This window comes from Mycolicibacterium sp. CBM1, assembly GCF_054073305.1.
Map to the genome: position 1 here is coordinate 15,859 of NZ_JBSXPP010000025.1, position 20,202 is coordinate 36,060.

19 protein-coding genes are annotated in these 20,202 nt (G+C 66.5%); 6 read left to right on the plus strand and 13 right to left on the minus strand.

Annotated features, from left to right (window positions below):
• Positions 1-14 precede the first annotated feature (14 nt).
• Positions 15-701, minus strand: coding sequence for a demethylmenaquinone methyltransferase (locus ACXDF8_RS24630; protein ID WP_457225890.1), 687 nt, complete (start codon positions 699-701; stop codon positions 15-17).
• Between the two features lie 56 nt (positions 702-757).
• On the opposite strand from ACXDF8_RS24630, the gene ACXDF8_RS24635 reads away from it, so the two are divergent.
• A complete protein-coding gene (locus tag ACXDF8_RS24635; RefSeq protein ID WP_457225891.1) occupies positions 758-1,582 on the plus strand; it encodes an SDR family oxidoreductase in 825 nt (274 codons plus the stop codon).
• On the opposite strand, the gene ACXDF8_RS24640 is transcribed toward ACXDF8_RS24635, so the two are convergent.
• A complete protein-coding gene (locus ACXDF8_RS24640) occupies positions 1,583-1,747 on the minus strand; it encodes a hypothetical protein (RefSeq protein WP_457225892.1) in 165 nt (54 codons plus the stop codon). It lies immediately after the preceding gene.
• A gap of 137 nt (positions 1,748-1,884) precedes the next feature.
• Positions 1,885-3,018 carry a glycosyltransferase family 4 protein gene (locus ACXDF8_RS24645; protein WP_457225893.1) on the minus strand — a complete coding sequence of 378 codons (1,134 nt, stop codon included), beginning with the start codon at positions 3,016-3,018 and terminating at the stop codon, positions 1,885-1,887.
• A 118-nt stretch (positions 3,019-3,136) separates the two neighbouring features.
• On the opposite strand from ACXDF8_RS24645, the gene ACXDF8_RS24650 reads away from it, so the two are divergent.
• Together ACXDF8_RS24650 and ACXDF8_RS24655 are read left to right on the plus strand one after the other, a co-directional pair.
• Positions 3,137-3,787 (plus strand): nitroreductase family protein, encoded by a 651-nt coding sequence (locus ACXDF8_RS24650; RefSeq protein ID WP_457225894.1) that lies wholly within the window; start codon positions 3,137-3,139, stop codon positions 3,785-3,787.
• Positions 3,788-3,816: 29 nt separating this feature from the next.
• On the plus strand, positions 3,817-4,479 hold the full coding sequence (locus tag ACXDF8_RS24655) for a DsbA family protein (RefSeq protein ID WP_457225895.1): 663 nt from the start codon (positions 3,817-3,819) through the stop codon (positions 4,477-4,479).
• Here ACXDF8_RS24655 and ACXDF8_RS24660 read toward each other — a convergent pair.
• From ACXDF8_RS24660 to ACXDF8_RS24670, 3 genes are read right to left on the minus strand one after another with little or no spacing between them, the layout of a single operon-like run.
• Positions 4,440-4,955, minus strand: coding sequence for a DUF3592 domain-containing protein (locus ACXDF8_RS24660; protein WP_457225917.1), 516 nt, complete (start codon positions 4,953-4,955; stop codon positions 4,440-4,442). The two genes, ACXDF8_RS24655 and ACXDF8_RS24660, sit on opposite strands and share 40 nt — an antisense overlap.
• 17 nt (positions 4,956-4,972) lie before the next feature.
• Positions 4,973-6,607: a 2-succinyl-5-enolpyruvyl-6-hydroxy-3-cyclohexene-1-carboxylic-acid synthase gene (menD, locus tag ACXDF8_RS24665; RefSeq protein ID WP_457225896.1), complete on the minus strand. Its 1,635-nt coding sequence runs from the start codon at positions 6,605-6,607 to the stop codon at positions 4,973-4,975.
• Positions 6,608-6,649: 42 nt separating this feature from the next.
• Positions 6,650-7,438: an alpha/beta fold hydrolase gene (locus tag ACXDF8_RS24670; protein WP_457225897.1), complete on the minus strand. Its 789-nt coding sequence runs from the start codon at positions 7,436-7,438 to the stop codon at positions 6,650-6,652.
• A gap of 438 nt (positions 7,439-7,876) precedes the next feature.
• Between ACXDF8_RS24670 and scoE (ACXDF8_RS24675) the strand changes: the two genes are divergently transcribed.
• The 3 genes from scoE (ACXDF8_RS24675) to ACXDF8_RS24685 are packed head-to-tail and all read left to right on the plus strand — an operon-like array spanning position 7,877 to position 10,820.
• Positions 7,877-8,764 carry a (3R)-3-[(carboxymethyl)amino]fatty acid oxygenase/decarboxylase gene (scoE, locus tag ACXDF8_RS24675; protein ID WP_457225898.1) on the plus strand — a complete coding sequence of 296 codons (888 nt, stop codon included), beginning with the start codon at positions 7,877-7,879 and terminating at the stop codon, positions 8,762-8,764.
• Positions 8,761-9,306 (plus strand): FcoT family thioesterase, encoded by a 546-nt coding sequence (locus tag ACXDF8_RS24680; RefSeq protein WP_457225899.1) that lies wholly within the window; start codon positions 8,761-8,763, stop codon positions 9,304-9,306. The genes scoE (ACXDF8_RS24675) and ACXDF8_RS24680 overlap by 4 nt, the downstream gene beginning before the upstream one ends.
• Positions 9,303-10,820 (plus strand): AMP-binding protein, encoded by a 1,518-nt coding sequence (locus ACXDF8_RS24685; RefSeq protein WP_457225900.1) that lies wholly within the window; start codon positions 9,303-9,305, stop codon positions 10,818-10,820. Before ACXDF8_RS24680 ends, ACXDF8_RS24685 begins: the two co-directional genes overlap by 4 nt.
• Here the strand turns inward: ACXDF8_RS24685 and ACXDF8_RS24690 are convergent.
• The 7 genes from ACXDF8_RS24690 to ACXDF8_RS24720 form a co-directional block, all read right to left on the minus strand.
• Entirely contained in the window at positions 10,813-11,187 is a 375-nt protein-coding gene (locus ACXDF8_RS24690; protein ID WP_457225901.1) for a cation transporter, read from the minus strand. The genes ACXDF8_RS24685 and ACXDF8_RS24690 overlap by 8 nt on opposite strands.
• The gene (locus tag ACXDF8_RS24695) at positions 11,184-15,422 is read right to left on the minus strand and encodes an AMP-binding protein (RefSeq protein ID WP_457225902.1); all 4,239 of its coding nucleotides are present in this window, start codon (positions 15,420-15,422) and stop codon (positions 11,184-11,186) included. Before ACXDF8_RS24695 ends, ACXDF8_RS24690 begins: the two co-directional genes overlap by 4 nt.
• Entirely contained in the window at positions 15,409-15,642 is a 234-nt protein-coding gene (locus tag ACXDF8_RS24700) for a phosphopantetheine-binding protein (RefSeq protein WP_457225918.1), read from the minus strand. The genes ACXDF8_RS24695 and ACXDF8_RS24700 overlap by 14 nt, the downstream gene beginning before the upstream one ends.
• A 4-nt stretch (positions 15,643-15,646) precedes the next feature.
• Complete coding sequence (gene fadD10 / locus ACXDF8_RS24705) at positions 15,647-17,230, minus strand: fatty acid--CoA ligase FadD10 (protein ID WP_457225903.1); 1,584 nt, start codon at positions 17,228-17,230, stop codon at positions 15,647-15,649.
• Positions 17,231-17,259: 29 nt separating this feature from the next.
• A complete protein-coding gene (locus tag ACXDF8_RS24710) occupies positions 17,260-17,805 on the minus strand; it encodes an FcoT family thioesterase (protein WP_457225904.1) in 546 nt (181 codons plus the stop codon).
• Complete coding sequence (gene scoE / locus ACXDF8_RS24715) at positions 17,802-18,671, minus strand: (3R)-3-[(carboxymethyl)amino]fatty acid oxygenase/decarboxylase (RefSeq protein WP_457225905.1); 870 nt, start codon at positions 18,669-18,671, stop codon at positions 17,802-17,804. Before scoE (ACXDF8_RS24715) ends, ACXDF8_RS24710 begins: the two co-directional genes overlap by 4 nt.
• Positions 18,672-18,741: 70 nt before the next feature.
• Positions 18,742-20,160, minus strand: coding sequence for a PPE family protein (locus ACXDF8_RS24720; RefSeq protein ID WP_457225919.1), 1,419 nt, complete (start codon positions 20,158-20,160; stop codon positions 18,742-18,744).
• Between the last annotated feature and the right edge of the window lie 42 nt (positions 20,161-20,202).

Here is a 20,202-nt window from a genome sequence, read left to right on the forward strand (position 1 = left end):
ATTTCCGCGACGGGCTAGGGCTTGACCGCAGCGTGCAGGGCGACGATGCCGCCGGTGAGGTTGCGCCAGCGCACCTGTCCCCAGCCGGCGTCGCGGATCTGCTGCGCCAGCGCGGCCTGGTCCGGCCAGGCCCGGATGGACTCGGCCAGATAGACGTAGGCCTCCGGGTTGCTCGACACCGCGCGGGCCACCCGAGGCAGCGCCTGCATCAGGTACTCCTTGTAGACGGTCGAGAACACCGGAACCACCGGGGTAGAGAACTCACACACCACAAGCCGTCCACCCGGGCGGGTCACGCGCGCCATCTCCCGCAGACCAGCCGTGTGGTCGACGACGTTGCGCAGGCCGAAGCTGATGGTCACCGCGTCGAATACGCCATCGCCGAAGGGCAGCTTGGTCGCGTCGGCAGCCACCTTGGGCACCGGGCGCGCGGCGCCGGCCATCAGCATGCCCACCGAGAAGTCCGCGGCCACACACCACGCGCCCGACTTGGCCAACTCGACCGTCGACACCGCCGTGCCGGCGGCCAGATCCAGCACCGTGTCACCGGGTCCGACGTCCAGGGCCGATCGGGTGGCCCGCCGCCAGGTGCGATCCTGACCCAGGGACAGCACCGTGTTGGTGACGTCGTACCGGCGCGCCACGGCGTCGAACATCGACGCCACATCGCGGGGGTCCTTATCCAGCGTCGCGCGACTCACGGTGCCGACGCTACCCGAGCGGGAATGGGCGGCACGGAGACGCGTTGGGTTAAGCCATGACCGAAAAAATCTGGTTCATCACCGGGACATCGCGCGGATTCGGCCGGGAGTGGGCGATCGGGGCTCTCGAGCGCGGTGACAAGGTCGCCGCCACCGCGCGCAACACCGAGAGCCTGGCCGATCTGGTCGACAAGTACGGCGCGGCGATCCTGCCGATCCAGCTCGACGTGACCGACCGCGCCGCCGACTTCGCGGCGGTCAAGCAGGCCCACGACCACTTCGGCCGGCTCGACATCGTGGTCAACAACGCCGGCTATGGCCACTTCGGCTTCATCGAGGAACTCACCGAGGCCGAGGCTCGCGCTCAGCTGGAGACCAACCTGTTCGGCGCCCTGTGGGTGACGCAGGCCGCGCTGCCGTTCCTGCGGACACAAGGCAGCGGACACATCATCCAGGTGTCGTCGATCGGCGGGATCAGCGCGTTCCCGCTGGTCGGCATCTACCACGCCTCGAAGTGGGCGCTGGAGGGCTTCTCCCAGGCCTTGGCACAGGAGGTCGCCCCCTTCGGTGTGCACGTGACGCTGATCGAGCCGGGCGGCTTCGACACCGACTGGGCGGGCTCGTCGTCCACGACGTCCTCGGAGTTACCCGACTACGCCGAGCTACACAAGAAGGTCGCTGAGAGCCGCGCGCAGCGGTGGGCCAAGCCGGGCGATCCGGCGGCATCGGCGCGAGCGATCATGAAGGTCGTCGACGCCGAACAGCCGCCGCTGCGGGTGTTCTTCGGCGAGTCCCCATTGCAGACGGCCCGCGCCGACTACGAGAGCCGCCTGGCGAACTGGGAGCAGTGGCAACCGGTCGCCGTGGAGGCTCAGGGCTAATTACATCGCGTGCGCGTCGACCTTCGAGAGTTGGCGCGCACGCGATGCCATCCGTTCACTGAGGTGGATCAGCCGATCCTCGTGCCCGGCGGGCATCGTGTAGGCCAGCCGGCGTAACTCGATGGCAAAGTCGTGGAGATCTTGGCGAAACGATGCATCGCTCATCAGACGCCCCCGTCTTGGAGTGTTGTGGTGAAAATTGACAGACGAGCTGTTTCCGCTTCTCCCCCTTGAGTTTTAGTGTGCTCCTGCTCACAGAGGATGGGAAGGCTTCTCAGCAAGAATTCAGTGAACTTCCACCCTCACGCCGCGCGGTTGCGCCGCCGACCCTCGAGGCGAACCGCTTCGTAGTGGCCGAGTAGTTCCTCGCAGATCGCCGGCCAGGTACGGCCGAGCACGCTGCGCCGGGCAGCCACCGAGTAGCGGGCGCGTTCGTCGAGTAGATGCTCGACGGACTGTTCCAGGCGCGCCTCGAATTCGTCGACGGCGAGCAACAATCCGGTGCGGTACGGGGCCACCAGGTCGCGTGGGCCACCCGCGTTCGGCGCCACCACGGGCAGGCCGGAGGCCATCGCTTCCTGCACCGCCTGGCAGAACGTCTCGTGCTCGCCAGGGTGGACGAAGACGTCCATGCTCGCGTAGGCGGCGGCCAGCTGCTCACCATAGAGCGCGCCGGTGAACACCGCCGACGGCAACAGGGCCCGCAGCTTGTCGCGGTCGACACCGTCACCGACGACCACCAGCTGCAGATCGTCGCGGCGCTCGAGCACCGCCAGCCGCTCCACATGCTTCTCCGGAGCCAGCCGCCCGACGAAACCGACGATCGGCTTACCCTGCGGCGACCAGCGCCGCCGCAGTTCACCGTCGCGCGCCGACGGCGCGAAGCCCGTAACGTCGACACCCCGAGCCCAGTGATGGACCCGCGGAATACGATGGGCAGCAAGATCTTCCATGGCCGCGGTCGACGGCGCGAGGGTACGGTCGGCATGGGAGTGCAGATGACGCGTCCAGGCCCACGCGGCTCGGGATGCCACACCCATGCCGTAGCTCTCGGCGAACCCGGCGACGTCGGTCTGGAAGACAGCCACCGTCGGCACCCCGAGGTAGCGCGCGGCCTGCAGGCCGCCGTAGCCGAGCAGCGCCGGTGACGCCAGATGCACGACGTGCGGGTCGAACCCGCGCAGCACCCCCACTATCCTCGGCCGCGGGACCCCCAGCGGCAGCGAGGTCACTTTCGGGAACATCCGCGACGGCACCCGATGCACCCGGATCCCGTCGTAGACCTTGTCGGCCGACGGTTCTCCCCGTGGGGTGTCGGGAGCGATGACCAGCGCTTCATGACCGGTGCGGCGAAGATGCTCCAATACCCGCAGCACCGAGTTGGTGACCCCGTTGACGTTGGGCAGGAAAGATTCGGCGACAATCGCAACGCGCACGTCACGAGCGTGACAGCGGCGCCTGTCAGCAAGGTTGCGCCAAGGCGTACGCGACACGAAAAACTGGTGTGGATGCCCCAGGGGATTAGCGCGCAGGCAGTTTTGTGTTGTGCCCGTCATGCATCACCTAGGGTTGAGCGCCGACGACGTGCTGACCACGACCCGCGCCGTGCGCAGGCGGCTCGACATCAGCAGGCCGGTCCCGCGGGAGATCGTCGGCGAGTGCGTGCGCATCGCCACCCAGGCTCCCAGCGGGCGTAACCGGCAGCGCTGGGACTTTGTGATCGTCGACGACCCGGTCCTGCGCGCGAAGGTCGCCGACGTATGGCGCAGGGGCTTGATTACCCCGACCGGCGTGGCACCGACCGCGGGCAGCCGCACACCGCTCAGCGGCGACGAGTGGTCCAGGATCGCAGATAGCGTCGACCGCCTCGCCGCTGTACTGCAGGATGTGCCGACCCTACTGATCGCCGGGGTCCGCGTGGACGGGCGCGAGGAGCTGACGACCGTACGGGGCCAGGCAGGAGCGTGGGGGTCGGTGCTTCCCGCGCTGTGGAGCTTTATGCTCGCGGCCCGGGAACGCGGCATCGGAACCGCTTGGACCACATGTCATCTCAGCTACGAACACGAGATGGCCGAGCTGCTCGGCATTCCCTACGACCGGGTGGTGCAGGCCGCACTGACCCCGGTCGCCTACACGACGGGCACGTCATTTCGCCCGGCGCCCCGTGCCGATCCGTCCGGCTTCGTCCACTGGAACTCCTGGTGAGGAACTGGTACCGCAGGTACGGTGCCAGCATGCGGTACTGGTCGGCGCTTGTGGTGACCGTGGTGGTTCTGATTACCGGGTGCAGCAGGGATATCGCCGGTGCGGCAGAGATGGATCCGCACGGACCCGGCACCGCGGTGAGCAAGGACGGCTACGGGATCGTGGCCGGCGACCCGAACGCGCCCGTGCACATCGAGATCTACACCGAACCGCAGTGCAGCCACTGCGCGGATCTGCAGAAGGACTTCGGCGACCGGCTTGCCACCTACCTGGACTTCGGCCAGCTGACCATCACCTATCGGCCACTGACCTTCTACGACGCCAAGCCCGGCGGCTACTCCGACCGGGTGAGCAACGCGCTGTTCCTGGCCGCTGGGCCCGGCACGTCGGCCACGGCGTTCCAGTCGTTCGTGCAAAAGCTGTGGGGACACCAGGATCCGGGTGGACGCGGACCCGGCGGCGAGGACATGGCGGCGATGGCCCGCGACAGCGGGGTGGCCGCGACCGCGGTCGAGGCGATCCGGGCGGGCAAGCCCGCGGTGAACCTCAAAGAGATGGCCGACACCAACTTCGAGTACCTCTACGAACTCGACCCGATCAACACCGGCACCCCCACGGTCTACGACATCAAGCGCGACAAGATCCTCGACATCTACGACGACAACTGGCTGTCCAAGTTGATGTCCTCCTGATTCAGACGGCGCTCCAGCATCGCGAGCGCGGCCAGCACCAGCCCGCCGACCAGCCAGGCCACCACCGCGATCGAGCCGGCCGGGATGATGGCCAGCGCCGCGGTACGGTGCTGCACCCGGACTAGATCCGGGTCGCTCTTGTCGTACTCGACGTAGATGCGCATCCCCTCGGCCAGCTCCGACGGGTAGAGCACTCCCAGTTCGGGCCGGTAGGTGACCCGGTCCGGGGTGACGAACTCGATGGTCGACCGTCGCGGGCCTGCGGAGAGAACCTCGGCCTGCGCGACGCCCATGTTGCGTTCGATCTCGCGGTCGTTTCGCCAGGCGCCGGCCACCAGCAGGATGGATTGCAACGTCACCAGGCCGATGAGGATCCACACCGCACACTTGCTCCAGCGCAACACTTTCCGGCGCGGTGTGTCGACAGCATCGGGATCGCGCCAGGGTAGCGCGGGTCGCAGCAGAGCTTGCAGCAGGGCGAGAAGCCTGCCGATCACAGCGCCGCCCGGATCGCGGCGTGCAGCTGCCGCAGCGAGGACCTGTCGGCCTTGACCTCCAGCACGCGCATTCCCTCGTACGGCTCGTCGAGGACCGCGACGAGATCGTCGACCTCGATCTGTCCCGCGTCGACGTGATAGGCCCGGCACAGCGCGCCGACGTCGACGTCGTGCGGGGTGCCGAAGACCCGCGACGACACGTCGGAGAATCGCGGATCGCCTTGCTCCAGCAACTCGAAGATGCCGCCGCCGTTGTCGTTGGAGACCACGATCGTGAGGTTCTTCGGTGTCGGCTCGGTCGGCCCGATCAGCAACCCGGAGCTGTCGTGGACGAATGTCAGATCCCCGAGCAGCGCCACCGTCCGGCCCGGATCATGGGCCAGAGCCGCGCCGATCACCGTCGACACCGTTCCGTCGATGCCGGCCACGCCGCGATTGGAGCGGACCTTCACCCCGTCGGTGTTCAGCCCCACCAGCGCGACGTCGCGCACCGGGTTGGACGCGCCGAGCACCAACTGGTCACCGGGGCGCAGCGCATCGGACACCGCCGCAGCGACGTGCAGCCCGGTGGTCAGCGGATGAGCCGCCAGTTGCTCGCGCACCGCCGTCAGCGCATGCCGATTGACCTCCGCGCAGCGGTGCAGCCACGCAGGATCCGGGGTGCCGTGGGTCTCGGCTCGGGTGCCGGTGGCCTGCGAGTTGCCGGACACATCCGGCCAGCGCGGGCCGGTGGTCAGGGCGTAGACCGGCACCGACGGGTCGGCCAGCAGCGCCGACACCGTCCGGTGCAATGTCGGGCGGCCCAGCATGATGACTTGGCGGGGCCGCAGCAGTGGCAGGGCCAGCGGGTGCAGGGCGTTCGAGGCATGCGGGGCGGTTGGCTCCGCAACAGTCGGCAGACCCGCGAGGTTGGGGTGGACACCGGCGCCGTGCCCAGCGATGACCACCGTGTCGGGGGTCAGGTCGATTTCCAACGGTTGGTCGAACGTGACCGGCGGCGTGTAGGTCCAGGGCTTGCCGCCGGGCCGACCGGGTGGGAACCCGGACCCGGCGCCCGCGTGTTCGACGGCGGGTACCAGCGGCTCGCGCAGCGGGATGTCGAACTGCACCGGCCCGGCGTTGGCGGTGCGCGCCCCGGTGGCCGCGGCGATCACCCGGCAGGTGGCCGAGCGCCACTGCGCGTTGAGTGAGTCGACCTTCTCCGCGGAGTTCTCGGCCAAGCCGAGGCTGATCGACGCACGCACCTGGGTGCCGAAGTAACCCAGCTGTTCGAAGGTCTGGTTGGCGCCGGTGCCGAGCAGCTCGTACGGGCGATTGGCCGACAGCACGATCAGCGGCACCCGGGCATAGTTGGCCTCGACGACGGCCGGCCCCATGTTGGCCACCGCAGTGCCTGAGGTCATGGCCACGCAGACCGGAGCGCGTTCGGCCACCGCCAGGCCGATGGCCAAGAATCCGGCGGTCCGCTCGTCGATGCGGACGTGCAACCGCAGCCGACCGGCCCGGTCGGCGTCGGCCAACGCGAAGGCCAGCGGAGCGTTACGTGAGCCGGGGCACAGCACGACATCGCGGACGCCGCCGCGAATCAGTTCGTCGACGACGACGCGGGCCTGAGCCGTCGATGGGTTCACCACTACAGCGTGTCACAGCCGCGTATTGACGCCCAAAAGCGCTCAGACCAGCGAGCCCGCGAAGAAGTCCAGCATCGCGCTGTTAACGGTGTCGGGCCGTTCCAGGAAGCCGAGGTGCCCGGTGTGCCCGATCTGCACATAGCGCCCGTAGGGCAGTGCCTCGGCTACCTCCCGGCCCAACGCGGGCGGGGTTAGCACGTCGTCGGCGAACCCGATCACCAGCACGTCGGTCGGTATGGAGCGATAGGCGGGCAGCCGGTTCTCCTTGGGGTAGACCTCAAGCTGAGCCCGCAGGCCGGGGGTGCGTTTGATCGGGAACGCGGTGAACATCTCCATCCAGTCCCCGATGGCTTTCTCGTCGTTGATCGTCTTCGGTGAGAAGTTCTCCAGCACACGCACTTTGGCAGCGTAGGCCGGTGGCACCTGGATCTCCGCCTTGGTCAGTTCGACGTCGGCGGCGCGGAAGGAGCGCCGGGTGCGGTCCAACCGCCCGCGGGTGCCCATCAGAACTGCCTGACTGACCAGATCGGGCCGGGCCAACATCAGCTCCTGGGCGATATAGGCGCCCATCGACATGGCCACCAGCCGGGTCGGACCGCCGACCACCTGCTCGATGAGGTCGGCGGTATCGTCGACCATCTGCTCGGCGGTGAAGCCACCGGCGTTCTCGGTCGCGCCGATGCCACGGTTGTCGAACGTGATGCAGCGGTAGCCGGCGGCCTGGAAGGCCGGGACCTGATGGATGTGCCAGGTGCGGCCGGCCCCCCCGGTGCCGGCGATGAACAGCACCGGATCGCCGGAGCCGTTGTCCTCGTAGGCCAGGTTGATCACCTGGCAGAGGCTACGCGCCCCCGTTTGCGCCTGCCTCGCGACCGGGCCGCGGCGATGGCCCCGGTTTATGCCGCTGCCCTCGTGGCCCGCCACGCCGGGCTCGACCAGGCCGGCGAAGTGCGCCGGTCCAGCACTCCTGCCTTCACCCCCGCGCTACCGCACGGCCCAGATCGGCGCCGCTGCGCGACCGCGACGTCGAGGTCGGCCGGGCCGGGAATACGAGACCCACCGACGCCTGACTATGGGCTTCCCAATCCATATCCCGCAGTCCGCTTTTGCCGTCCGGAATGAGCACCGGTAATGCGAAGAGCCGACTTCGGAATCGCCGGGAACTAATCAACCGCCAACGACGACCAATAGCGCGACCTATGAGTCGGAGGGTGGTGACCGCCCGCACCTGCCGCCTGAATCTCGCCGTTAAACAGAGGGAGAATCGCCATGCAGATCACCGAACGATCCTGTGACCAGGGCGGAATCGAGGTGCACGGCTTCGATGCAGCGGTAGCCAGTCCGAGCGACATCCGATTTATCAAGCAGCGCATCTACACCGACAAAGTCGTCATTCTCAAAGCCCAGGAACTGAAGCCGGCCGCATTCGTCGAACTGGGCCGACAGTTCGGCACGCCGATCTCTTACTACGAGCCGATGTATCACCACCCGGAAAACGAACTGATCTTCGTCTCGTCGAATCTCAGCCGCCCGGAAGGGCAGATAGGCGTGCCGAAGACCGGCGGGTTCTGGCATGCCGATTACCAATTCATGCCCGAACCCTTCGCGTTCACGCTCTTCTACCCGCAGAAGCTACCCACCGGGACACGCGGCACTCGGTTCATCGATATGGCCACCGCCTACCAGCGTCTGCCCCCTCGGCTCAAGGAGACGATCGCCGATACCTACTGCCGACACAGCGCGCGCCGGTACGTCAAGATCCGCCCTTCGGACGTGTACCGTCCGATCGGCGAAGTTCTGGCGGACATCGAGCGTGTCACCCCACCGCAGAAGTGGCCGACCGTGCTCGTTCACCCGGTGACCGGCGAACGCATCCTCTACATCTCCGAGGCATTCACCTACGCAATCGAAGATGCCTACGGCAACCCGCTGCCGACCACCCTGGTGGACGAATTGCTTGATTGCTCAGGGCAACTCGACCAGTCGTATGCGCACCCCAATATCTTCGTCCAGTCCTACGAGCTCGGCGACCTCGTGCTGTGGGACAACCGGACACTGATCCACCGAGCCCTGCATAACCCGAACGACGAACCTAGCGAGTCCTACCGCGTGACCGTCACCGACGAATACCCACTCGGAGCGGAGGTCGCAGCATGACCAGATCTACCCAACACCCGCCTGCCGAATACCGCCACGTCGACGACGTCCTGCTCAGCCGCACGATGGCGCCTTATGTCAGCAAGGACACCGTCTACCTCAAGCGAGCGACCGTACAGCGGTGCGAAGGCGTCGTGATCGGCAGCGGCGAAATGGGATTCGCCCGATCCTGTTACATCGAGGAGACGGGGCATTTCAACGCGGTCGAGTTCATCATCTCCTACAACCAGCTCTTCTACTACACCCTCGCGGCGTCGGTACGCGACGACCTGATCCCGGAGCTGGCGGGCTGGACGATGGACGACTACTGGCAACGACAGCTGCCCTCGATCCTGATCAGCAAGATTGCCACTCGGTTCCGGCAACCGATCAATGCTCGGGCCTATCGCGGTGACCTGACCATCACCGATGTCGAGTTCCGTAACCGGTCGCGCCCGTTGTTGGCCCTGCAGACCACCATCGAGTTCTCCGATGACGGCGTGGGCAGCGCCGTCGGTGAGCTCGAGATCGTGTTGGTGGACCTGCCCACGAATAGCCCGTGACCCGAGCCCATTTCGACCTCGTCTCCACGCTCGAGCGGACGGCGCGGACCGACGGGGGACGTTGCGCCTTGATCTTCGGGGCGACCCGGGTGTCGTTCGCTGAACTGGCCCAACGCGCGACAGCGGTATCCCAGGCACTCGCCGCGGCAGGTGTGGGCCGCGGTGACCGGGTGGTCCACGTGGCCAAGGACTCGCCGGTGCTCTATGAGTTGCTGTACGGCTGTGCACGGATCGGCGCCGTGCTGGTTCCGGTCAATTGGCGGTTGACCGCCGACGAGATGAACTACATCGTCGATCATGCCGAAGCCCGCCTCGTGGTGACCGACCGGACCGATGTCGCGGGGGAAAGCGTTGTCGGCCTGGCAGACTTCGCGTCCTGGCGCGACCGTGCGGACGGGAGTGCCGAGCCCGCCATCACCGTGGATCGGGACAGTCCGATCGTGCAGATGTACACCAGCGGGACCACCGGCAGGCCCAAAGGAGTCGTGCTCGCTCACCGAACCTTTGTGGCGGTGCGGGAACTTCTGGACAGCGCCGGGCTCGACTGGATCGATTGGCATGAGAACGACGTCAGCCTGGTCGCCCTGCCCGCTTTTCACATCGGCGGAATGTGGTGGGCCACACAGGCGCTCAACAGCGGCGTGACCAGTGTGATAATCCCGCGATTCACCCCGGCGGAGGCCCTGACGGCGATCCGCGACCACGGCGTCACCGTCAGCTGCCTCGTCCCAGCGATGCTGCTGATGCTGGTGTCCCAACCCGGGGTGAGGAAGTCGGACTTCGCCACAGTGCGCAAGATCACCTACGGCGGCTCTCCGATCGGCCCGGATCTGCTGTCCCGTTCGATCGCGACCTTCGGGTGTGACTTCGCGCAGATATACGGACTGACCGAGACCGGAAACACCGCTGTGTGCCTTCCCCCGGAAGAACACCGGCCAGGTCGGGCCCGATTGCACGCGGCGGGCCGCCCCTACCCTGGCGTCGGCGCGAGCATCCGCGATGCGCAGGGCACCGAGCTGCCGGCCGGGACATCGGGCGAGGTCTATCTGCGCAGTCCGGCACAAATGCTCGGGTACCACCGTGATTCGGTCGCGACGAGCCAGACGGTGGTGGACGGCTGGATTCGCACCGGTGACGCCGGATATATCGACGAGGACGGCTTTCTGGTGATCCGCGACCGGGTCAAGGACATGATTATCGTCGCGGGTGAGAACGTTTACCCAGCGGAGGTCGAGAAGGCCCTCAACTCACACCCCGGGGTGCATGACAGCGCGGTGGTGGGTGGTCCCGACGATCGGCGCGGCGAGTGCATTCATGCGTTCGTGGTCGCCAACGCCGACGCCCGGCTCGACGTCGACGAGCTCCGAGAACATCTGGCCGGCAAGCTCGCCCGGTTCAAGCGGCCCGACAACTACCATTTCGTCGATATGATCCCGCGCAACGCGAGCGGCAAGATTCTGCGCCGGGGTCTGCGCGAGCAGTTCTGGACCGCGACGGAGCGACGGGTCAACTGACGGCGTCGTCTCCCCTGCCGGTGCGACCACGCCGAATGCCCAGCCAGCCAAGGAGCACGGCGACGAATTCGATCAACTGGCGCAGCGGGCTGCGGCTGTCGCCGACGGCGCAGCCGGCGGACTCGATCGCACTCGCTGTGCGTTCGGTGGCGCCGTAGCCGGCTTTCCGGACGACGGCGCAGAGGTCGGCAGTGTCGATGTCATCGCGGGTGTCGATGGTGGCGGTCTTGGTGCCGAAGTCCACCGAAGCGCGCACTCCGTCGACCTTGTTGAGCTGCTTTGCGATGTGCGACGCGCACATCCGGCAGGTCATCCCGGTGACGTCGAGTTGGATTCGGCGCTCATGGTCCGCGGTGATCTCGGTCAATTCCATTCCTCACTGGTCGGGAGGCGGGTTGCCATCCGGTAGACGTACTCGGCGGTCATCAATTCGGGTAGGGCGACCGGCTCCGTCCTGAGCTCGGCGGTCGGACCGAGACCGAGGTCGATGCTCGACAACTCGCCCAGATACTCGGCGTAGGTTCGCGAGCCCAAGTGCATGCCCAACGTGAACCAGGCGTCGATGGCCGACCATCGCCGTGGGTTTCTTCTCGCCCAAACACTGGCATCCAGCCGTCGTTTCCAGTCCACAGCGTCGAGTTCATCGCCGCCGGACTGCGCGAGGAAGTCCCGGTAGGCCACCGGTTGTCCGTGCACCACGGTGAGAGCGCGGCCCGGCTTGGTCACCGCACCGCACTCGGAGAGCGCATCCAGGATCGCCCGAGCCGCAGCCCGTCCGGTGGTGACCTCTTCGGTCACCGTGACGGCGGGGTGGGCACACAACGCGAGGCAAGCGTCGGCAACGGCAGTGAGGATATCGGCGCCGCCCGCCATCTGCTCCGGCTGGCCGAGCACCCGCGGCAGCCGCGCAATGGTGAAGTCCAGCTCAGAGGAGTGGGCCACGATCAGCTCGGCCATCGCCTTCGATGCGGCGTACGGGTAGGGCGCCTCGCGCGGATCGATGACCTGCGGTGCGGTCACGTCACCGGTGACCACGAACGTCGACAACTGCACGAGCCTCGCGTTTCGCCCGGCACAGACCTGTGCGGCGACCGACACCAATTCCACATTGGCGGGCCGAAGCTCACGGTAGGGCACCAGGACGTTGGTGTTGCCAATGCAGTTCACCACCGTGGCGGCGTCGGTGTCGTCAAGCAGCCGCTCCAAATCCTGCGGACCCAATCGGCCGGGACAAACCTCGAGCCGCACCGACGGGTGACGGCGCAGGGACAACCACGGCTCCCGTTCGGGCACCGGCGATCTGGTGACGAACACCCACTCATCCGGCACCGGCGCCGACTCGATGACATCCATTGCCGCCTCGGCGAATCCAGTGCCGAGAATTCCCGACCCACCCAGGACCAGGATCGGTCGTTGCCCGCGGCCAGGCGCGGGTCGATCGTGCTGTCGAGCTGTCCGCGACCGTTTCTCGGGCACTGCCGCCAGGTCCTGTTCGATCTCGGCGGCGGTAGTGGCGTCCAGCCAGCTGAATGGCCGGCACATGTCGGCGACGAGATTCGTGGCGGTGTCGGCGCTGATGAGATCCAGAATGGTCATGTGCCGAGCCAGATATCGGCGGGTGTGAGGCAGGATCCTGATCAAGTCCAGCGAGCCGACACCTTCGTCGAGCAGAGACGAGTCCGCCGTGATGTCGCGGCCGAGCCGACGACTCCACATCATGGCGAGGCCGGTCGCCCGCTCGTCGACCGCCGGGTCTTGGGCAGCCCCGCTGATCGGCGATAGCGAACGCAATGTCGCACTGTCGATCTTGCCGTTGGTCCGCCGCGGGATGCCCGGAACCCCAGCGACGGTGAATGACGGGACACCCATGCCGCCCACTATGGTCCTGATCCGCGCAGCCGCTGCCGCGTCGTCCGTGCCGGCGCGAGTCCGGCTGGTCGCGAACCACACCCCGAGACTGTCGTCGTTGATCTCGACGGCCACATCGGTGACGTCGAGCGCCGCGGCCACGCGCCGCGTCACCTCGGCGGTGTCGACCCGCCGGCCCGCGACCTTGACCACGGCGTCCCGGCGCCCCTTGAGCACCGGAAAGCCGTCCTCGTCGACAACCACCCGATCCGCGGTGGCGAAGGCACGCCGCCGTGTCCCGTCCGCACTGGTCACCACGCCGAAGCCGGCACTCTCGACACCGAGGTAGCCGGAGGCGACCGACTCCCCGACGATGACGACCTCGCCAAAAGCGCAGTACACCGAACCCGGGACCACCGGCCGGCCCAACCTCGACCGCGCATGCACGTCGAGGGCCCTACCGCCGGAGACGATCGGCAAGTACGTGGAAGCCACCGTCGCCTCGGTCGGTCCGTAGCTGGATATCAGCGAGATATTCTTCCCCACAGTCAAAGCGATCCATCGGTCGACGGCTCCGGACCGAATCGCCTCACCCCCGACGACAACCTGCCGCAGCTGGGAGCACCGGATAGTCGCCATGGCCTGTTCGTCATCGCACAGCAGATGCCACACTGCAGTCGGCAGATCGACGACGGTAACTCTCCTCGCGCGGACATCATCGGACAATCCTTGTAGGTCAGCGGCTTTCATTGCTGCGGAGCGGACGATCCGGGCACCGCAGAGCGTCGCGGCGAAGATCTCCTCGACACTGATATCCGAAGTCAGCGGCGCACATTGGAGGACGGTGTCCTCGGCGGTCCAGCCGTACGCCTGGACGATCGCGTGGCTGAACACCGACAGCGACTCGTGCGAGACCCGAACCAGTTTCGGCTGCCCCGTGGAGCCGGAGGTCGGCATGAAGTAGGCCGTCCTGGCGCCCAGTTGAGGGTCGGCCGCCACATGGTCAACGCGGCGGGCCACCACCTCCTGTGCATCGGCGGCAAGAGCACCGGTCGCCACCCAGCCGGCAATGTCGACAATATGAGCCGAGACGCCCTCCCCTTGAGCCGCAATCGCGTTCGCACGTGCCGGCAAATCGTCTGGCGTGTCGCAAACACTGTAGCCGCAGCCGGCCAGGTGACAGGCAACCAGAAGCGCGACGGTCTTGTCGGTGTCGTCGTCGGTGAAAACCACCACATCGCCCGGCTTCACGGCGGTGCGGACCAGCCAGGCAATCCATTCGTCGACGTGAAGCCCCTGCCGCAGGTCGGAGCGTACGGCGCCGGTGCCGTCCAGGAACCAGGCCTGCGACGCCATCGGGGACGGGGACGGGGATCGGCCGGGCCGGGCCGATTCTGGGCGGCTGCGGGTGCCATCGTCCTCGATACCGAACCACTCACCGACCGTCGCAGCCAACGGCTGGTGCCAGGTGGTCGGCATGGCTTCCAGCACTGCGGCAATCCGTCCCGCTACCCCGACACCGGACTGTGGGAAATCGTCTCGCGTCCAGACGGTCACGTCGAGGATTTGCTCCTCGTCGTCGAGGACGCATGCCACCGTTGTCGTCTCGACTGGGCCGATCGCGGTGGTCACCGGCGCCTCGCGCAGGTGACGACGCAGCGACGCAGCGCAAGGTTCGCGCAGAAAGTTCAGCGTCAACGCCGTCACATGCGAGGTGCGGTTGACCGCCAGGTAGATGCGGCGATAGTGCTCCTCCCGGAGCCACTTTCGGCGCATCGCCCGGACGTATCCCCGATCCAGAATCCGGGCCACGTCGTGCACCGACGCGAAAGGCGGGAACCATGTCGGCTGCGGCACCGAGTTGACCAGGCAGGTCGCGACGTCAAGATCCGGCTCGCCGAACCGATTGTCGGTCGCATGGATCAGGAGACTGGCCGTGCTGTGCCGGGTACTCGCATCGACGGCGACGGCAGCAGTTGCGACCAGAACGTTCAGCGGGATCCCGGTGGACTCACTCAGATCGACCAACGACGCGTACCCGGCGCCGCCGAGTCGCACAGAATCCCTGCGGACTGCTCTAGTTGCCGTCGCAGATGTCTCCGCCGAATTCTGTCCGTAGCAGAGCCGGGCATCGGCGGACAATTCGCCACGCAGCGTCTCGGTGAGCCGCCGATGAGCGTCCTGCACTCTGCTCGTCTCACGCCGATGCGCGGCGGCCACCTGTGCCACACCAGCTGCGACAGAAGGCATTTCTGCGGGGCATCCAGCGGAAAGATAGTCACCCAAGTCGGCCTCGATGATCCCCGTGGCGCCACCGTCGAGCAGAATGTGATGGGTAAATGCATCGAGGCCGCAGGCATACCCGTCCCGATCAGTTCGAATCACATACCGAACAAGTGGGACACCGTAGATGCTGTGCACCCACCCGCGTTGCAGTTGACCGGCTCCGTCGTCGACACGGCTCTGAGCATCGTGAACAACACTGACGATGTCATCGACGCACAGCATCGGAACCAGGTCAGGGTAAGCACCGTCACGAGACGTTTGCCGCAGGACGCATAGCTGCACCGGGTTCTTCAGAATGGTGGCGTGCAAGGCCGACCGCAATACAGCCACCTGCAGCCGGCGCAACTGGTAGCGGCGGGCAACCAGGTACAGCGCAGGGTCGCCGTCCTGCAGGACCCCGCTGTAGATGTTCTGTTGGGACCGCGACAGCGGGATCCCCGTGAGCTCACCCCCGTCAGGCCCGGTCACGGACGTCCTGCAGAATGGGGACCCACGCCGCGACCGTCAACACGTCGGCCAGCCGCAGTGGTATCTCGGAATCACGCTGCACACCCAGATGTTTCATCAACAGTACGAAGCGAATCGAGTCCAGGCCGAGGTCCCGGAGGTCGGTCTCGTCGCCGTCGGTGAAGTCCGACGCGTCGACGTACAGCACCGCACAGACGGCCGCGACGACCGCGTCCCGCACGGCCTCAGCCACGGGCCGACGCCCCGAGCTTCGCAGCCAAGGATGCCCGCATGACCTTGCCGGACTGGGTGCGGGGGACCTCGGTCACGATCACTATCGTTGACGGTCTGGCGACCGACTCTGCCTCGCGCCTGAAGGCGGCCGCTATCCGCTGCTTGAGTGTGCCGGTCGCCGACTCGTCCAGCGCGGTCGACGGGATCACAGCCAGACCGACCAGCGCCCCGAATTCGGCGTCGGGAATCTCGAAGCATGCGGCTTCTTGAACACCCTCGACACTCTCGGCGATCCGGTCGACATCGTCGGGCGCGATGTTGACTCCGCCGGAGATGATCAGCTCCGAGGATCGGCCCCTGATATAGAAGAAGCCGTCATCATGGCGTTCCAGGATGTCACCGGTATTGACCCAGCCCGCGACCAGAACTTGCCGGGTATGGTCCGCATTGTTCCAGTACCCCAACATATTCGCCGGGGACTTGATCCACAGTGTTCCAGAGCTGGCCGGGCTGGCGGCATCCGAGCCGAGCGGCGGGCCGCTGCCGTCGGCGTCGAGATGAACCTCGACACCAGGGTAGGGACGTCCAACGGCACCGGCTTCGATCCTGGTGATCGAACCGTCTTCGGTGGGCAGACACAGTGCGGTGCAGCCGGTCTCGCTCAAACCGTACACCTGGGCGGTCTTGACTCCGGCCGCCTCGATGAAGCCCACATCCGCCGCGATCGCCCGAGACCCGCCGTACCCGACAAGACGCAACGCCGGCATCGTCGCTCCGGTGGCCCGCGCGTCGGCGACCAATCGTGACAACAGAGTCGGGACGACGCACGTCGTCGCCACGTCGTTGTCCATCAGGATGCTCAGCAGCGACGCCGTGTTCTCGCCGCCGGTGATACACACGCAACCCTGCATCAAGCACGTCATGATCCACCACAGTCCACCGATATGGGTGGCCGGCAGGGGCGAGTACGTGGTCTCCCCGACGACCCAGTCGACCCAGTCCAGCCGGTCCGCGTGCAAGATGTCCTGCACCGCGAAGAACGTACGGTTGGCCAACAACACAGCCTTGGGCTCGCCGGTTGTTCCACTGGTGAAGATCATCGCCAGTGGATCGTCGGCGCCAAGATCCGCTACACCACCGCGAATGTCCAGGCCGCGCAGCCGCGCAGCGTCCGCCTCGCCGGCACCAGGGGCGACACGGAGAACGGCTAGGGAACCGAGGCTACCGGCAAGTTCGGCAATGCTGAGTGGACTGCCCGGAGTGGCGAGAATCACCGCGGGATCGGCAATCTGGGCGAATCGCCGCATGGTGGCCAACGGAAGCCGTCCGTCCACCAGCACCGCGATGGCGCCCAGCTCTGCGCAAGCCAGCACCGACAGGTAGGTCTCGGGGCCGTTGTCCGACAACACGAACACCCGCGAGGCCCGCGTCACCGACTGTGCGGCGAGCTCGGCAGCCAACCGTCGCGTCTCGGCGGCCAGGTCGCGGTAGGTCAGCGTGCCGGTTCCGTCGCATCGGCGCAGGGCAACGGCGTCCGGCCGTCGCTGGGCCTGTCCGAGGATCCTGTCCAGGACGGTCTGCGGGTGGGATCGCACTGGTGGGCAACCGCTTTCTGGATCGTATGTCACGGGATGTTGAGGGCGGCCAGTTCGATCTCACCCGACGCAGCACCACCGTCGTCATCCCAGAACTCGATGCGGCACGGCACCTTCAGGTAGCGCCAATTCCGCTCGACGACCTCGAAGTCTTCGCAAAGCAGGCGGGCGGAGAACCGCTGTGCGTTGATCGGACGCCTGAATCGTGATGATGCCGACTTGATCAGCATGCTGGGAAGTTGATAGTCGAAATAGTCCTCGATCGACCAGCCGACCAAGGCTGGGATCTCCTCGTTGAGGATCGCCGGCGCGAACGCGCTGTACGCGATCTGATTGAAACAGATGACCATATCCGCGGCGTTGAAATGCCCGGTGCTACGGATGTAGGACGAGTCGGGAATGCTGAAGTTGCCCACCGCGAACACCGAGTCTGCGCTGGCCCGGTAGTCGGCATCGAGAAGATAGCGACATCCCTTGTACGCGTACGGCTCCAAAACCCTGACCAGCAGGTCCTCGGGGATGGGGCGGGTAGCCGCACGGATGCCATGAACCGGGGCCACGTCAGCGGTGCTCATACGGCGTAGCCCGGAGTCGCAAGGCCGTCCAACATGGTCAGCCGGTATGTCGTCAAGGTGCCGGACGCCATGCCGTGCTTGGCTCGATGCATGAGTGCCCTGTTGTCCCACAACACAATATCGCCTACCTCGTAATGCTGGCTATGGATGAACGGCGACGCGAAGTCGGGATCGAGTTGGCCGGTCGCAAGCATGAGCTCCTGCAGGATCGTCGGATCGAGCATGCGGCCGTCGGCATCCTCGATCGTCGTGGTGCCCGACGCACAGATGTAAAGGATCTCGTCGCCCGTGTCTGGATGCCGAATCACAGTGGGCCACTTGATGGGTGGGGTGGTCTCGGAGATCTCGGCCCACACTTCACCGATCGGCCGGTACACGTCGGAAGGACGGATCTTGATGTGACGACGTGGATCATGGGTACTGAGCGTCCCTCGCACCGGATCCTGCTTGGCGGCGGGCAATGACCGCCAGACCTTGTTCAGATCGATGAAGTAGGTTCCCCTGTCCTGCCCCGGCACCGACAACGGAAGTACCATCGAAAAGGCGAACGGTTCGCGCATGAACATGTAGTCGATGTGCCAGAACGCGCCGGTCCGCGGCACGCCGCGGCCTTCCTCGGTCGAAGATACGAAGATCTCCGGGTAATCCTCGTGGTGATACATCGGTTCGTAGTAGGGGACGATGTCGCCAATGATCCGGCCGAGCTCGATGAACTGCTCGGCGGACGGGTGGACGTCCTTGAGCACGACGAGCTTGTTGCGGTAGACCACATCTCGGATCTCGTCGCGGGTTATGTCGCGAAAACGTTCAGGATCGACCCCGGTGATCTGCGCACCTAGGCCCGCACCCTTGACGTTGAGTGTCATCTACTCTCTCATTTCGTTGTCGGTCACCGCCAGTTCCGGCGACCGGCTGTCCAGCGGCGATCGCAGCGGGCTATTCACGACGCTGGCTCTCGGATTCGCCAAAGTCCCAACCGGCGGGAAGCATGGGAACCGAGCTCGATTCGCCGTCGGTGGACAGATGTCTCAGCCCCGATGCGGTCGCTCCGGTCGTGGTGGCAGCTCCTGCGAAGCCGATGCGCCCAACACCCTGGCTACTCGCGGTGCTGGGCATCGGTGGCATTTCAGGGACCGCGGCCGCCGGTGTCGAGGCAGGCGCCTCGAGAAACTCGTAGCGATATCCGTGTGTCCCGGCACCGATCTTCGCGCTCCCCCGCCGGCGGCCGCGTGCGGCGGCTGCGGCCCGCGCGGCAGCGATGGCAGCGACCGCCTCGTTCATCGAATCGCCGGCCTTGGCTTGGGATTCGGGACCGGTCGCCACCGGCGGTGGGGGCAGCGGTGGAATGACGTAGCTCAGTGCGAATGCGGGTGCCGGCCCACTCCCCGCGGATGACACGGGGGTCGTCGGGCTCGGGCTGGCAACCTGGGGGACCGGGCTCGGCGCCGCTGCCGGGGCCAGCGGTAAACCGGCACTCACCGGCGAATCGCCACTCGCGCCGGCACCGGCGTCCGCGGGAGCCGCAAGCGGGTCGGTTTGCGGGTCGCCGGTGAACAGCAGGGCGAGCGCGCTCAACGCGCTCAGTGCGCTCAACGCGGGCAGGAAGAACGGCAGGAGGAGAAGGCCGTAGGAAGCGTAGTAAGGAATCCAGAGGATCTCGTAAACAACTGCCGCGACTGCGGTGAGGAACAGCGTGGCCGCCGGACTGAATCCGAGGTCTTCGAAGAATGCCAGAAAGTACTTGTACGGATCGGCGATGAAGTCGGTGATGTCTTTGATGAGCTGGCTGAGCCAGTTCGACGCACTCTGCGCCGCGCCGACCGCCTCGGCGCCCGGTGCGAGGATGGCCGGAGCGGGCTCGGCGAGCGGAATCGCGGACTCCGCCGCTGCCGCGACCGCCTGATAGGTGGCCATCACCTCAGCGGCTTGAACCCACATACGAACGTAGTCGGCTTCGTTGACCGCGATGGGGATCGCGTTGATGCCGAAGAAGTTGGTGCTGATCAACATCCCATGGGCAACGTGGTTGGCGGCCAGTTCGCCCAGGCTGGGCATCGCACCGAGCGCAACCCCGTAGGCCGCGGCGATCGTATTGTGTGCCGCGGCCCCGGCAGCGCTGGCAACGGACGCCTGCTCCAGCCAGGCCAGATAGGGAATGTGGGCGGCCGCATATTGCGCGGCGCTCGGCCCCTCCCAATGGGCGGTCTGTACGTCGGCCAACAACTGGGTCAGCTCGACCGCAGCGGCGCTGTAGGTGACACTGAGTTCTTGCCACTGTGCGGCGGCAGCCAGCAGCGACCCCGGTCCTGGTCCGGCGCTGAGCAGAGCAGAGTGCACCTCTGGCGGAACGGCCATCCAGACCGGTGCTGTCACCACTCCACCTCCTCAGGCCGACGC

What these genes read in the sequence shown, in the direction of transcription:
- ACXDF8_RS24680 (WP_457225899.1), top strand. Translation starts at nt 8,761, where the DNA reads ATGACCAGATCTACCCAACACCCGCCTGCCGAATACCGCCACGTCGAC.
- ACXDF8_RS24635 (WP_457225891.1), top strand. Translation starts at nt 758, where the DNA reads ATGACCGAAAAAATCTGGTTCATCACCGGGACATCGCGCGGATTCGGC.
- ACXDF8_RS24640 (WP_457225892.1), bottom strand. Translation starts at nt 1,747, where the DNA reads ATGAGCGATGCATCGTTTCGCCAAGATCTCCACGACTTTGCCATCGAG.
- ACXDF8_RS24720 (WP_457225919.1), bottom strand. Translation starts at nt 20,160, where the DNA reads ATGGCCGTTCCGCCAGAGGTGCACTCTGCTCTGCTCAGCGCCGGACCA.
- ACXDF8_RS24650 (WP_457225894.1), top strand. Translation starts at nt 3,137, where the DNA reads ATGCATCACCTAGGGTTGAGCGCCGACGACGTGCTGACCACGACCCGC.
- ACXDF8_RS24710 (WP_457225904.1), bottom strand. Translation starts at nt 17,805, where the DNA reads ATGAGCACCGCTGACGTGGCCCCGGTTCATGGCATCCGTGCGGCTACC.
- scoE (WP_457225898.1), top strand. Translation starts at nt 7,877, where the DNA reads ATGCAGATCACCGAACGATCCTGTGACCAGGGCGGAATCGAGGTGCAC.
- scoE (WP_457225905.1), bottom strand. Translation starts at nt 18,671, where the DNA reads ATGACACTCAACGTCAAGGGTGCGGGCCTAGGTGCGCAGATCACCGGG.
- ACXDF8_RS24655 (WP_457225895.1), top strand. Translation starts at nt 3,817, where the DNA reads ATGCGGTACTGGTCGGCGCTTGTGGTGACCGTGGTGGTTCTGATTACC.